Below are 13,912 nucleotides of genomic sequence, written 5' to 3'. Positions count from 1 at the left end.
TCCGGGCACTTACTGAGGGCCTATAGCTCAGTTGGTTAGAGCAGAGGACTCATAATCCTTTGGTCCACGGTTCGAGTCCGTGTGGGCCCACCAAATACGAAGCCGCGCAAATGCGCGGCTTTTTCGTTCCTGCACCTCCCCCAGCGCTTTGCGATGCTAAGCCTTCCCCCATCGCATCGCCTTTGTGCCGAAGCAGCCTGGTGCCACGGCCGGGTGTGGCAGCCAGCGCTAGGCCATACAAATTGTTACCAATTCAATAATACTCTTTTCCAGGCTGCTTGATTTATCCCCTCCGTACAGCGTTTTAAACTAAAAACACCACCCGTTTTCTCAACCCAGCGTTGGGAATCGGACACTTCGTTAAACGGTGTTTTAACCCCTTCATGGAACAACACCGTACTGACCTGCAGCCAGGATTAATGGCATGCCATCTATCACGCTGACGCCTTTGGCGAACTTTGCCGTTGGCAAAAGCGTGCGCCCAGCTCCTGTACGCACTACCCGCAATAACCGACAACGGCCCGCGCCCAGGCCCGGTTTCTCGCACCCTGAGGGAACAGCCATGTACTCACCAACAGAGCTTACACAACTATGACGGATGACAATTGTTCCAACGCTGAGAAGCACTCGTTAAGTAATGCTGCGCGACTGCTGTTCTCGCTACTTGCACTAGGTGTAGCGGTGGCATTGATTTACGGTGGCTCCAAACTTCTGGCACTGGGCGGGTCAAGTTACTACTTGCTTGCGGGGCTTGCCTACGCCGTGCTGGCTGTACTGGTATTCTTGCGCAAGGGTATCAGTATTGTATTTTCCACCCTTATATTCCTTGCCACGTGCGCCTGGGCATTCTACGAAGTGGGGCAGTTCAGCTACTGGCAACTACTTCCTCGTTTGGTCGTTCCGGCGATTCTTCTGACCCTGAGCCTGTGGGTGGGCGCTGCACTGCCCGATACTTCTGCAAGCACACGCCGAGCCGCCAATCGCTCAGGGCTGGTCGTGTTCCTGGCATTGATCGCCACGTTCATCGCCGCCTTCTTCCCCCATGGTGGGATCTCGACGCCCATTGCAGCAGGTAGCCTGCCAGCCCCAAACGCAGCCTCAAGCGCCCCGGAAAATTGGGAGTTCTTCGGGCGCAATGCCTCGGGGACCCGCTTCGCCCCCTACACGCAAATCACCCCGGAAAACGTCAAGGACCTTCAAGTTGCCTGGACCTACCGGACTGGCCGCAGAACCAGCGGCCCAGGGGCTGGGGTCGACGAGAACACGCCATTGCAGATCGGCAACGTCCTGTACTCGTGCACACCGGAAAACCTGATCACCGCGCTTGATGGCGATACCGGCAAGCCCCTCTGGAAGTTCGACCCTCACGCCAAAAGCGCAGAGCACGTGACTTGCCGTGGCGTGGGCTATTACGACATCGACCGGGACGACAGCCTGAGCGCCGAGGTCAAAGCCTCTCATGCCAGCGAGCAGCAATGCCGTCAGCGCATCCTGGTGTCGTCGGTCGATGCCCGGCTGTTCGCGCTGGATGCACACACCGGCACCCTTTGCCCCAACTTCGGCGAGCAGGGTTACGTTGACCTCAAGAAAGGCATGGGGCCGACAGAGCACAGCAAGCGCTACCACCCCACTTCTCTCCCTGTAGTCATGGGCCACCTCACCGTGGTGGGTGGCTGGGTGCGTGACATCGTGGCCGGCGAGCCTTCCGGTGCCGTGCGTGCATTCGATGTGCTGACCGGTGCTTTGGTATGGGCCTGGGATGTGGGTGCGCCTGAGGGCGCCGACACAGCGGCGGCTGACCACCAGTTCGCGCTTGAAACACCGAACGTGTGGACCATTCCCACCTACGACAAAGAACTGAACCTGGTCTACCTGCCCACCGGCAATGGCCCACCTGACTACTGGGGTGGCGACCGTAACTCGGTGAAAGAAAAGTTCGGCACAGCGATTGTCGCGGTCGATGCATCCACGGGTAAGGCCAAGTGGGTTTTCCAGACGGTGCACCATGATGTCTGGGACTACGACCTGCCGTCGCAACCTGTGCTCTACGAGATGAAGAATGCACAGGGCACCAAGATCCCGGTCCTGATCCAGACCACCAAGACCGGCCATATCTTCGTGCTGGACCGCCGCACCGGCCAGCCTGTCACTGAAGTTCAGGAGCGCCCTGTTCCCACTACACCGGCTGCAGAAGGCGAACACCTGTCCCCGACCCAGCCGTACTCCGCTGGCATGCCGGTCATTGGCGCGGACCCGTTGACCGAGCAGTCGATGTGGGGGGTGTCCACGTTCGACCAGCTCTACTGCCGGATCATGTTCAAGGACTCGGTGTACGTCGGCCCGTTCACACCACCCACTGAAAAACCGTACATCGAATGGCCTGGGCTGCTGGGCGGCATGAACTGGGGGGGTATTTCCATCGATGAAAACACCGGCATGATGTTCGTCAACGACATGCGCATGCCGCTGCGCATGTCGCTGGTGACCAAGGAAAACACCCGCAAATACAAAGTCTCGACCGATGAGGTGCCTGGCTTCATGGGCACTATTCGCCCGCAGGTCGCAGGCATCTATGGCGGTGTGAAGATCGACATCCTCCAGTCCCCGCTGGGCGTGCCATGCAACACGCCACCGTTCGGCAGCATGAGCGCGATTGACCTCAACACCCAGAAACTGGTGTGGCAGGTGCCACTGGGCACGGTGCAGGATACTGGCCCGCTGGGGATCAAGACACACATGCAGATCCCCCTGGGTATGCCTACCCTCGGCGGCCCTACCTCAACGGCATCCGGCCTGGTGTTCTTCGCCGGCACCCAGGACTACTACCTGCGTGCGCTCGATTCGGCAACCGGCAAGGAAGTCTGGAAGGCCCGCTTGCCCGTCGGTGCTGTAGCCGCACCGCTGATCTACAAGTCCCCCACGACCGGCAAGCAGTATGTGGTGATCTCCGCTGGCGGCATGAGCCACTCGCCCGATGTGGGCGACTACATCATTGCCTATGCGTTGCCTGACAGCATCAAGCCGTAACGGCCGATTGGTGCAGTACGAAAAATCCCCGCTTGCGGGGATTTTTTCGCTGCCAGTCAGCCCATCCCGCCCAAGAAAAGCCCGAACGGCTCAATGACTAGGGAGCAGTACACTTCGAGCCTTGCCCTGGCTGGCACTCGCTGGCTAGGCTAGCAGGCCAACCGTAGAGACTCGCCATGTCGGATTCCCGCTTCATTACGCTGGATGAAATCGATCGCCAACTGATCGCCCTGCTGCAGATCAACGCACGCGAAAGCGTCGCCACCCTCGCCCGTCAGCTGGGCATCGCCCGCACCACCGTCAACTCGCGCCTGGAGCGGCTGGAGAAGAACAAGGTCATCTCTGGCTATGGTGTGCGCCTGGGCCAGCAGGTGATGGGCGGTGGGCTGCAGGCCTACGTGGGGATCAAGGTGCAGCCGCGCTCGGGCAAGGAGGTGGTGCGGCGCCTGAGTGCCATGGGGCAGGTGCAACAACTGTGCGCAGTGAGCGGTGAGTTCGATTATGTGGCCTGGCTGAGCACGGATTCGCCGGAGCAACTGGACCAGTTGCTCGACCAGATCGGCAGTGTCGACGGGGTGGAGAAGACCACCACGTCGATCATTCTCAGCAGCAAGGTGGACCGCGGGCAACCGACCTGACCAGCCTTCGTCATAAACCAGCTTTTATCTATCATTTCGACGAAACAAACGACATTCAGACAACATTCTGCGCCTTAATAACGAAAACGCCACGCCCTAAAATGACCCCCAGGCATCTCCTATACTCAGGCTCCGCTCCCCGCGCAGCCTTCCTGGCAAGGTCACTTCATGAACAAGAAAAACCGCCACCCCGCCGACGGCAAAAAGCCCATCACCATCTTTGGCCCTGACTTTCCCTTCGCCTTCGACGACTGGCTGGAACACCCCGCAGGCCTGGGCAGCATCCCGGCTGAGCGCCATGGCGAGGAAGTGGCGATCGTTGGCGCCGGCATTGCGGGCCTGGTAGCGGCTTATGAGTTGATGAAGCTCGGCTTGAAGCCGGTCGTTTACGAGGCGTCAAAGCTGGGCGGCCGACTGCGCTCGCAAACCTTCAACGGCACTGACGGGATCATCGCCGAGCTGGGCGGCATGCGCTTCCCGGTATCGTCGACTGCCTTTTACCACTACGTGGACAAGCTGGGCCTGGAGACCAGACCCTTCCCCAACCCACTGACGCCAGCCTCGGGTAGCACGGTGATCGACCTGGAAGGCCAGACCTACTACGCCGAAAAACCCAGCGACCTGCCCAAGCTTTTCCATGAAGTGGCCGACGCCTGGGCCGACGCGCTGGAAAGCGGTGCCCAGTTCGCCGACATCCAGCAAGCCATCCGCGACCGTGATGTGACGCGCCTGAAAACGCTGTGGAACAAACTGGTCCCGCTATGGGATGACCGCACCTTCTACGACTTCGTCGCCACCTCGCGCTCGTTCGCCAAACTGAGCTTTCAGCACCGCGAAGTGTTTGGCCAGGTCGGCTTTGGTACCGGCGGCTGGGACTCGGACTTCCCTAACTCGATGCTGGAAATCTTCCGGGTGGTAATGACCAACTGCGACGACCACCAGCACCTGGTGGTTGGCGGTGTGGAGCAAGTACCACAGGGCATCTGGCGCCATGTACCGCAGCGCTGCGTGCACTGGCCGGAGGGCACCAGCCTCAGCGCGCTGCATGGCGGCGCGCCGCGTACCGGGGTCAAGCGCATCGCCCGCGGCAGCGATGGTCGCCTGGCCGTCACCGACACCTGGGGCGACACCCGGCACTACAGCGCCGTGCTCGCCACCTGCCAGACCTGGCTTTTGACCACCCAGATCGACTGCGAGGAATCATTGTTCTCGCAAAAGATGTGGATGGCCCTGGACCGCACCCGCTACATGCAGTCGTCGAAGACGTTCGTCATGGTCGACCGACCATTCTGGAAGGACAAGGACCCGCAAACCGGGCGCGACCTGATGAGCATGACCCTCACCGATCGCCTCACCCGCGGTACCTACTTGTTCGACAACGGCGACGACAAACCGGGGGTGATCTGCCTGTCGTACGCCTGGATGAGCGACGCTCTGAAGATGCTCCCGCACCCGGTGGAAAAGCGCGTGCAGTTGGCCCTGGACGCGCTGAAGAAAATCTACCCGAAGACCGATATTGCCGGGCATATCATCGGCGACCCGATCACCATTTCCTGGGAGGCCGACCCGCACTTCCTCGGTGCCTTCAAAGGCGCTCTGCCGGGCCATTACCGCTACAACCAGCGCATGTACGCGCACTTCATGCAACAGGATATGCCTGCCGAGCAGCGCGGCATATTCATCGCCGGTGATGACGTATCGTGGACCCCGGCGTGGGTGGAAGGGGCGGTGCAAACGTCGTTGAATGCGGTGTGGGGTATCATGAACCACTTCGGTGGTCACACCCACCCGGACAACCCCGGCCCGGGCGATGTGTTCGACGAAATCGGCCCGATCGCCCTGGCTGACTGACCCAAGGAGGCGCCATGCGCATCGCTCTGTACCAGGGCGCGCCCAAGCCACTGGACGTGCCCGGCAACCTGCAACGCCTGCGTCACCAGGCGCAGCTGGCAGCCGAACGCGGCGCACAGTTGCTGGTCTGCCCCGAGATGTTCCTGACCGGGTACAACATTGGCCTGGCCCAGGTCGAGCGCCTGGCCGAAGCCGACGATGGCCCAGCGGCGCTGGCGGTGGTGGAGATCGCCCAGGCGCACCGCATCGCTATCGTCTATGGCTACCCCGAGCGCGGCGATGATGGGGCGATCTACAACAGTGTGCAGTTGATCGATGCGCACGGCCGTAGCTTGAGCAACTACCGCAAGACCCACCTGTTCGGGGAGCTGGACCGCTCAATGTTCAGCGCAGGCGCCGACCACTTTCCGGTGGTAGATCTGGACGGTTGGAAAATCGGCCTGCTGATCTGCTACGACATCGAGTTCCCGGAGAATGCCCGGCGCCTGGCGCTGGGCGGTGCCGAACTGATCCTGGTGCCGACGGCGAACATGACGCCGTACGACTTTACCTGCCAGGTGACCGTGAGGGCGCGGGCACAGGAGAACCAGTGCTACCTGGTGTATGCCAATTACTGCGGCTCGGAAGCACAGATCCAGTATTGCGGGCAGAGCAGCATCATTGGCCCGGATGGCAGCCTGCTGGCCATGGCCGGCCGGGACGAATGCCAGCTGCTGGCCGAGCTGGAGCATGAGCGTGTGGTACAGGGCCGCATCGCGTTTCCCTACCTGGCCGATCTGCGCCAGGAGTTGCACCTGCGCAAGGGCTGAAAGGGATCGCCGTGGCGGCCGATGGCAAACCAGCCATTGGGCCGGGCCTGCCGATAAATGAGTTAGCATGGACCGCAGCTACCGGAGCCCCCATGCCTGACGCCACCCGCCACCTTACCCTCGCCAACGGCCTGCAGCTGACCCTGCGCCACGCCCCGCGCCTGAAGCGCTCGGCTGCCGCCCTGCGGGTACACGCTGGCAGCCATGACGCGCCAGGCCAATGGCCGGGCCTGGCCCATTTCCTCGAACACCTGTTCTTCCTCGGCACACCTCGCTTTGCGCTGGACGACGGCCTGATGCGCTACGTCCAGACGCTCGGAGGCCAAGTCAATGCCAGCACCCGCGAGCGCACTACCGACTTCTTCTTCGAGGTGCCGCCCAGTGCCTTGGCCGGGGGCCTTGAGCGCCTGTGCCAGATGCTGGCCGAACCGGACCTGGGTATCGATCGCCAACGCCGTGAACGCGAAGTGATCCACGCCGAATTCATTGCTTGGTCGCGCAATCCACAGGCACAGCAGCAGTTCGCCTTGCTGCAGTCAGTGTCACCGGGCCACCCGCTGGGCGCTTTTCATGCCGGTAACCGCTACACCCTGGCCTTGCAGGATCCGGCCTTTCAGCAAGCGCTTGCAGGCTTCCACCAGCGCTTCTACCAAGGCGGCCAGATCACTCTGAGCCTGTGCGGCCCGCAACCGTTGGATGAGCTGGAACAGCTGGGCAGGCAATATGCCGAGCTGTTCGCGCCGGGTCAGCGTGTGCCGCAAGCGCTTGCACCGCCACTGTCGAGCACAACCACAGACCTGGTTTTCACTCACGAGGATCTCCCGCCAGCTGCCGAGCAGGCCTTGGCGCTGCTGATCAGTTGCCTGGACGACAGCCGTCCGGATACCTGGCTGGCAGCGCTTCGCCAGCGGGGCTGGCTGCAAAGCTTCAAGGCTGAAACGCTGTACGCCTTTGCTGGGCAGCTGCTGTGGCACATCGACCTGAAGCTCACCGCCGACGCCTGCCCGGATGAAGCCCACGCCCTGCTGCAGGGTTGGTTCAATTTCATCCGCCACACCGACCTTCAGCAGTTGAATAGCGAATTCGGCCTGCTGCAGCTCAGCCGCGAACGCAGCGCCAGCGCGCTTGAGCTGGCCCGCCGGGACAGCACAGGCCAGCCGTTCGGCAAATTGCAGGCGCAAGGTTTGCAGGCCCTGCGCACACTGACCGAGGGCCTGCCGGGCCAGGCATATGGGCAGTGGCAAGTGCCCCCGCCCGACCCCTTGCTGCTGGCAGGTTTGCCCAACACCGGGGGGCAGCCTCTACCGCCCGCGCTCAGGGTCAGCGACCCGTTGCCAAGCGCTCGTCAATACGCCGCGCTTTACCTGCGCTGGCATGTACCTTTGCCTGTGCGCCAGCGCTTGCAGAGTGTGCTCGAGCGAGCGCTCGCCCCCCTGCAGGAACGCTGCGAGCGCGCGTCGGTCCAGCTGCAGTTCAGTGCCGCTGGTGAGTACTGGCAACTGCGCTGTGCCGGGCAACCGGCAGCAGTGCTTCGGGCTGTGGAACAGGCCTTGGCATTGATGCTCAAGCCTCCAGCCAGTAGTTGGCAACCCAGCGCGGCCACGCCCCCGGCCCTGATCCCCATCAGGGCCTTGCTCAAGCAACTGCCCGATGCGGTGCTGGGCGCCCGGGCCGTCGCTGAATCTGAACGCACGCTGGCACAGCCGCAACTCGACAGCCTGTGGCAGCACGCACACTGGCACGGCCTTGCCGCGGGCTTGGACGATGCCGCGCTGGGTATCCTGGGTACGGTGTTGCAGCAATGCCCTGGGCAGGGCTCGCGACCTGGCCCCCTCCCTACCTGGCCCAACCACCGCTGGCAGCACGTCGACGTGCCAGGCAGTGAACACGCCCTGCTGCTGTTCTGCCCATTACCTGCGGCCAGCGAAGCCTGTGGCCGCCTGCTGGCGCACCTGCTGCAAGGGCCGGTTTACCAGCGGTTGCGGGTGGAGCTGCAACTGGGCTACGCGGTCTTCAGCGCCTTTCGTCAGGTCGAGGGCGTCAGCGGCCTGCTGTTCGGCGTGCAATCGCCCCACACCCGCCAGGCGCAGGTCCTGGGCCACCTGCTCACGCTGCTGCAACAAGGTGTCACCCTTGACCCGGCCGCCCGCCAAGCCCTGGCACGGCAATTCGACGAGCCCGCGATGGCCAACGCCGATGTCGCCGAATGGGCGTGGCAGACACACCTGGCTACACAACCCGGCAGGCTGGATGCGCTGCGCAGGGCTATCCTGAACACGCGGCAGACGGATCTGGACCACCTGCTGAGCAACGTGCTCGATACAGGTTCCACTTGGCTGTGTCTAGCTAACGCTGCCGCGCCAGACTCTACATGGCGCTGAGCCAACTCAGCGATTGTTACGCGAACGGTAATGGCACTTTTCCGATAATTAACCTTTCAGTACAAATTTTTCTTGTAAGATAGCGCAATCCCAGTTCTGGGAACCTCCTGCGCATGGCGGTACCCAAGTAGTAGCTGAGCCACCCAAAACCCATCCCGAAGGAGTCATCCCATGTGGACCAAACCTGCATACACTGATCTGCGTATCGGCTTCGAAGTCACCATGTACTTCGCTAACCGCTAAGCCCGGCTTGCGGTTACACGCCTCGGCCCGCCGGGGCGTTTTCGTTTTTCAGGTACGGTTTTTCGCACAGCATAGAGAGTAGCCATGTACATCCAGGTTCTCGGCTCCGCCGCCGGTGGCGGGTTCCCGCAATGGAACTGCAACTGTGTCAACTGCAAGGGCTACCGTGACGGCACCCTGCGCGCCCAGGCGCGGACCCAGTCGTCCATCGCCCTGTCCGACGACGGCGTGCACTGGGTGCTGTGCAATGCCTCGCCCGACATCCGCGCCCAGCTTCAGGCCTTCGCGCCGATGCAGCCGGCCCGGGCCCTGCGCGACACCGGCATCAACGCGATCGTGCTGCTGGACAGCCAGATCGACCACACCACTGGCCTGCTCAGCCTGCGCGAAGGCTGCCCGCACCAGGTGTGGTGCACCGACATGGTCCACCAGGACCTGACCACCGGCTTCCCGCTGTTCAACATGCTCAGCCACTGGAACGGTGGCCTGCAGTGGAACCGCATCGAGCTCGAAGGCAGCTTCGTGATAGACGCCTGCCCCAACCTGCGCTTCACCCCGTTCCCCCTGCGCAGCGCCGCGCCCCCCTACTCACCGCACCGCTTCGACCCGCACCCGGGCGACAACCTTGGCCTGCTGGTCGAGGACACCCGTACCGGCGGCACACTGTTCTACGCCCCCGGCCTCGGCCAGGTGGACGACAAGCTGCTGTCGATGATGCACGGTGCCGACTGCCTATTGGTCGATGGCACGCTGTGGGAGGATGATGAAATGCAACGCCGGGGTGTCGGTACCCGCACCGGCCGCGAGATGGGCCACCTGGCGCAGAACGGTCCCGGCGGCATGCTCGAGGTGCTGGACGGTTTCCCGCGCCAGCGCAAAGTGCTTATCCACATCAACAACACCAACCCGATTCTCGACGAAGACTCTGCCGAACGGGCCGAGGTCCAGCGCCGCGGCGTGGAAGTCGCCTTCGACGGCATGAACATCGAGTTGTAAGGAGGCACCATGAGCGACGCACTGCCAATGTCCCCTGCCGAGTTCGAGCAGGCTCTGCGCGCCAAGGGCGCCTACTACCACATCCACCATCCCTACCATGTGGCGATGTATGAAGGGCGCGCCAGCCGCGAGCAGATTCAGGGCTGGGTGGCGAACCGCTTCTACTACCAGGTGAACATCCCCATGAAGGATGCCGCGATCCTGGCCAATTGCCCGGACCGTGAAGTGCGCCGCGAGTGGATCCAGCGTTTGCTCGACCATGATGGCGCGCCTGGCGAAGACGGCGGCATCGAGGCCTGGCTACGCCTGGGCCAGGCCGTGGGCCTGGACCCCGACCAACTGCGCTCCCAGGAACTGGTGCTGCCTGGGGTGCGCTTTGCCGTGGACGCCTACGTCAACTTTGCCCGCCGCGCCAGCTGGCAAGAGGCCGCCAGTAGCTCACTGACCGAACTGTTCGCCCCGCAGATTCACCAGTCACGGCTGGACAGCTGGCCGCAGCACTACCCGTGGATCGACCCCGCTGGCTACGAGTACTTCCGCACCCGCCTGGGCCAGGCCCGGCGTGATGTCGAGCACGGCCTGGCGATCACGCTACAGCACTACACCACCCGGGCCGGCCAGGAGCGTATGCTGGAAATCCTGCAGTTCAAGCTGGATATCCTCTGGAGCATGCTCGATGCCATGAGCATGGCCTACGAGCTGAACCGCCCGCCCTATCACACCGTTACCCAGCAACGGGTATGGCACAAGGGGATCGCCCTATGAATTTCGATCGCACGCAAGTACCCCACTGGCGCCCTGGCTATCGCTTTCAGTACGAACCCGCGCAAAAAGGCCATGTGTTGCTGTACCCCGAGGGCATGATCAAGCTCAACGACAGCGCCAGCCTGATTGGTGGGTTGATCGATGGTCAACGTGACGTGGCAGCGATCATCAACGAACTCGAACAGCAATTTCCCGGTGTCCCGGAAGTGGCCGATGACATCGAGCAGTTCATGGAGGTGGCCCGTGGCGAACACTGGATCGTCCTCGCCTGAGGTGCCGGTAGGCTTGCCGCTGTGGCTGCTGGCCGAACTCACCTACCGCTGCCCGCTGCAGTGCCCCTACTGCTCCAACCCGCTCGACTTTGCCGAACAGGGCAAAGAGCTGTCGACCGAGCAGTGGTTCAAGGTGATGGCTGAAGCCCGCGAAATGGGCGCTGCGCAAATTGGCTTTTCCGGCGGCGAACCACTGGTGCGCCAGGACCTTGCAGAACTGATCGGCGAGGCGCGCCGGCTGGGCTATTACACCAATCTGATCACCTCAGGCATCGGCCTGACCGAAGCGCGCATCGCCGCCTTCAAAGAGGCCGGCCTTGACCATATCCAGATCAGCTTCCAGGCCAGCGACGAGCAGGTGAACAACCTGCTGGCCGGTTCGAAGAAAGCCTTTGCGCAGAAACTGGAAATGGCCAGGGCAGTAAAAGCCCACGGTTACCCGATGGTGCTCAACTTTGTCACCCACCGGCACAACATCCACAAGATCGACCGCATCATCGAGCTGTGCATCGCGTTGGAAGCTGACTTTGTCGAGCTGGCCACCTGTCAGTTCTATGGCTGGGCGCACCTGAACCGGCTGGGCCTGCTGCCGACCCGTGAACAGCTCGAACGTGCCGAGCGCATCACCAACGTGTACCGGGACAAACTCAAGGCCGAGGGCAACCCGTGCAAGCTGATCTTCGTCACCCCGGACTACTACGAAGAGCGTCCCAAGGCCTGCATGAACGGCTGGGGTAGCCTGTTTCTCACCATTACCCCAGACGGCACCGCGCTGCCCTGCCATGGTGCGCGTCAGTTGCCAGTGCAGTTCCCCAACGTACGCGACCACGACCTGCACCATATCTGGTATGAGTCGTTCGGCTTCAACCGCTTCCGTGGTTATGAATGGATGCGCGAACCGTGCCGCTCCTGTGACGAAAAAGAAAAGGACTTCGGCGGCTGCCGCTGCCAGGCCTTCATGCTCACCGGCGACGCCAGCAATGCCGACCCTGTGTGCGCCAAGTCGGCCGACCATGGCCTCATCCTCAAGGCCCGCGAGGAGGCGGAAACTGCCGACCTTGCCATTGAACAGATGACCTTCCGCAATGAACGAAACTCACGTGTCATCGCCCGCGGCTGAATTCAGCGCGGCCCAGGCGGTCGCCGCCGGCACCGACTTCGCCGAGCTCAAGGTCAGCGCCGATGGGGTGTTCTGGAACGAATTCCGCCCGGCCGATGGTGCCTGCCGCATCTGGCATTGGCGCGACCACCAGGCCCGCTGCCTGACACCCGATGGGTTCAGTGTACGCAGCCGGGTCTACGAATATGGCGGTGGCAGCTTTTGCCTGGGGGGCGACGGGCTGCTGTTCGTCAACGAGAACGATCAGCAGGTCTACACCCAGGACCTCGAAGGCTCGCCACCGCGTGCCCTGACTCAGAGCCTGCACTCCCGCTACGGCGACCTGCAGTGGCACAAGGAGCAGGTGCTGGCCGTCGAGGAGTGCCATGGCGAACAGGTCGAGCATCGCCTGGTTGCCTTGGGTGAGGGCCACTTTGAGATCCTGGCCCAGGGCGCCGATTTCTACGCCTCCCCCACCCTGAGCAGCGATGGCAAACGCTTGGCCTGGGTCGAATGGAACCGCCCTGCACAGCCTTGGACGGTCACCCGGCTGATGTGTCGACAACGGCAAAACGACGGCACCTGGGGGCCTACGCGGTGTGTTGCCGCCCATGACGAGTCGCTGCAACAGCCACGCTTCGACGCTGAAGGCCGCCTGTACTGCCTGACTGACCGCAACGGTTTCTGGCAACCGTGGGGCGAGGTCGATGACCATTGGCAGGCCTTGCCCGCCCTACCGGCAGACCACGCTGCCGCCCCTTGGCAACTGGGCGCCAGCACGTGGCTGCCAGTGGGGCCGCAAAGCTACCTGGCCAGTTGGTTCGAAGGGGGCTTTGGGCAACTGGGGCTACGCGCCGCAGACGGCCAGGTAGAAAGGTTCGCCAGTGCCTACAGCCGGTTTCGCAGCCTGGCCATGGATGCCGACCACCTCTACGCCATCGCTGCCTCGCCGATCAGCCCGCCAGCGGTCATCGCCATCGACCGGGCCAGTCATGAGGTAAGCATCCTGGCCGGCGGCGTTGAGGTACTGCCGGCCGAATGCATCAGCCTGCCCCAGGCGATCCACTATGACAGCGGCGGCGAGATCGCCCATGGTTTTTTCTACCCGGCCGCTGGCGGGGACAGCGCTTCGCCCCTGGTAGTTTTCATTCACGGTGGGCCCACCTCGGCCTGCTATCCGGTGCTCGACTCGCGTATCCAGTACTGGACGCAGAGAGGCTTTGCCGTGGCCGACCTGAACTATCGCGGCAGCACCGGCTATGGACGTGACTACCGCCAGGCATTGCATCTGCGCTGGGGTGAAAGCGATGTGCAGGACGCCTGCGCCGCCGTCGAGCACCTGGCTGAGCGCGGCCTGATCGACGCCAGCAAGGCATTCATTCGCGGCGGCAGCGCGGGCGGCTACACCACCCTCTGCGCCCTGGCGTTCCACGATGTGTTCCGTGCAGGAGCCAGCCTTTACGGCGTCAGCGACCCGGTTGTCCTGGGCCGCGCCACACACAAGTTCGAAGGCGACTACCTGGATTGGCTGATTGGTGACCCGAACCGGGACGCCGAGCGTTACCGGCAACGAACACCGCTGTTGCACGCTGCGCAGATCAAGGTGCCGGTGATTTTCTTCCAGGGTGAACTGGATGCGGTGGTGGTGCCTGAGCAGACGCGGTCGATGCTCGAAGCATTGAAGTGCAACGGCATCGGGGCCGAGGCGCATTTTTATGCGGGCGAGCGCCATGGTTTTCGTAAAGCCGAGAACCTGGCGCATGCATTGGAAGAAGAGTGGAAATTTTATTGCCGAGCATTGGCCCGGTAAACGCCTGGGGCTGCTGCGCAG

General features: G+C 62.7%; 11 protein-coding genes and 1 tRNA gene. All 12 read left to right on the top strand.

All coding sequences use genetic code 11. The features are described from left to right. Nucleotides 1–16 precede the first annotated feature (16 nt). The 12 genes from L6D80_RS24805 to L6D80_RS24750 all read left to right on the top strand — a co-directional run bounded on the left by L6D80_RS24805 (nt 17) and on the right by L6D80_RS24750 (nt 13,891). Nucleotides 17–93 (top strand) — tRNA-Ile (locus tag L6D80_RS24805). 498 nt (nt 94–591) lie between these two features. Beyond that, complete coding sequence (locus L6D80_RS24800) at nt 592–3,027, top strand: membrane-bound PQQ-dependent dehydrogenase, glucose/quinate/shikimate family (RefSeq protein WP_219824827.1); 2,436 nt, start codon at nt 592–594, stop codon at nt 3,025–3,027. A 176-nt stretch (nt 3,028–3,203) separates the two neighbouring features. Then, nucleotides 3,204–3,665, top strand: a complete 462-nt coding sequence (locus tag L6D80_RS24795; RefSeq protein WP_176516301.1) for an Lrp/AsnC family transcriptional regulator — start codon at nt 3,204–3,206, stop codon at nt 3,663–3,665. Nucleotides 3,666–3,833: 168 nt separating this feature from the next. Next, on the top strand, nt 3,834–5,516 hold the full coding sequence (locus L6D80_RS24790) for a flavin monoamine oxidase family protein (RefSeq protein WP_176516303.1): 1,683 nt from the start codon (nt 3,834–3,836) through the stop codon (nt 5,514–5,516). 14 nt (nt 5,517–5,530) lie between these two features. After that, the gene (locus L6D80_RS24785) at nt 5,531–6,325 is read left to right on the top strand and encodes a carbon-nitrogen hydrolase family protein (protein ID WP_054903070.1); all 795 of its coding nucleotides are present in this window, start codon (nt 5,531–5,533) and stop codon (nt 6,323–6,325) included. Between the two features lie 92 nt (nt 6,326–6,417). Then, a complete protein-coding gene (gene pqqF, locus L6D80_RS24780) occupies nt 6,418–8,706 on the top strand; it encodes a pyrroloquinoline quinone biosynthesis protein PqqF (RefSeq protein ID WP_176516304.1) in 2,289 nt (762 codons plus the stop codon). Between the two features lie 171 nt (nt 8,707–8,877). Continuing rightward, nucleotides 8,878–8,949, top strand: a complete 72-nt coding sequence (pqqA, locus tag L6D80_RS24775) for a pyrroloquinoline quinone precursor peptide PqqA (RefSeq protein ID WP_003243383.1) — start codon at nt 8,878–8,880, stop codon at nt 8,947–8,949. 84 nt (nt 8,950–9,033) lie between these two features. After that, on the top strand, nt 9,034–9,945 hold the full coding sequence (pqqB, locus tag L6D80_RS24770) for a pyrroloquinoline quinone biosynthesis protein PqqB (protein WP_176516306.1): 912 nt from the start codon (nt 9,034–9,036) through the stop codon (nt 9,943–9,945). Nucleotides 9,946–9,954: 9 nt separating this feature from the next. Next, a complete protein-coding gene (gene pqqC, locus L6D80_RS24765; protein WP_054903067.1) occupies nt 9,955–10,710 on the top strand; it encodes a pyrroloquinoline-quinone synthase PqqC in 756 nt (251 codons plus the stop codon). Then, complete coding sequence (gene pqqD / locus L6D80_RS24760) at nt 10,707–10,982, top strand: pyrroloquinoline quinone biosynthesis peptide chaperone PqqD (RefSeq protein WP_176516308.1); 276 nt, start codon at nt 10,707–10,709, stop codon at nt 10,980–10,982. Before pqqC ends, pqqD begins: the two co-directional genes overlap by 4 nt. After that, nucleotides 10,954–12,102 carry a pyrroloquinoline quinone biosynthesis protein PqqE gene (gene pqqE, locus L6D80_RS24755; RefSeq protein ID WP_176516310.1) on the top strand — a complete coding sequence of 383 codons (1,149 nt, stop codon included), beginning with the start codon at nt 10,954–10,956 and terminating at the stop codon, nt 12,100–12,102. Before pqqD ends, pqqE begins: the two co-directional genes overlap by 29 nt. Next, complete coding sequence (locus L6D80_RS24750; protein WP_176516312.1) at nt 12,068–13,891, top strand: alpha/beta hydrolase family protein; 1,824 nt, start codon at nt 12,068–12,070, stop codon at nt 13,889–13,891. The genes pqqE and L6D80_RS24750 overlap by 35 nt, the downstream gene beginning before the upstream one ends. The last annotated feature ends 21 nt before the right edge of the window (nt 13,892–13,912 follow it).

This window comes from Pseudomonas ceruminis, assembly GCF_021602025.1.
Classification (GTDB): Bacteria; Pseudomonadota; Gammaproteobacteria; order Pseudomonadales; family Pseudomonadaceae; genus Aquipseudomonas; species Aquipseudomonas ceruminis.
This window is presented reverse-complemented; position numbering and strand designations above follow the sequence as displayed.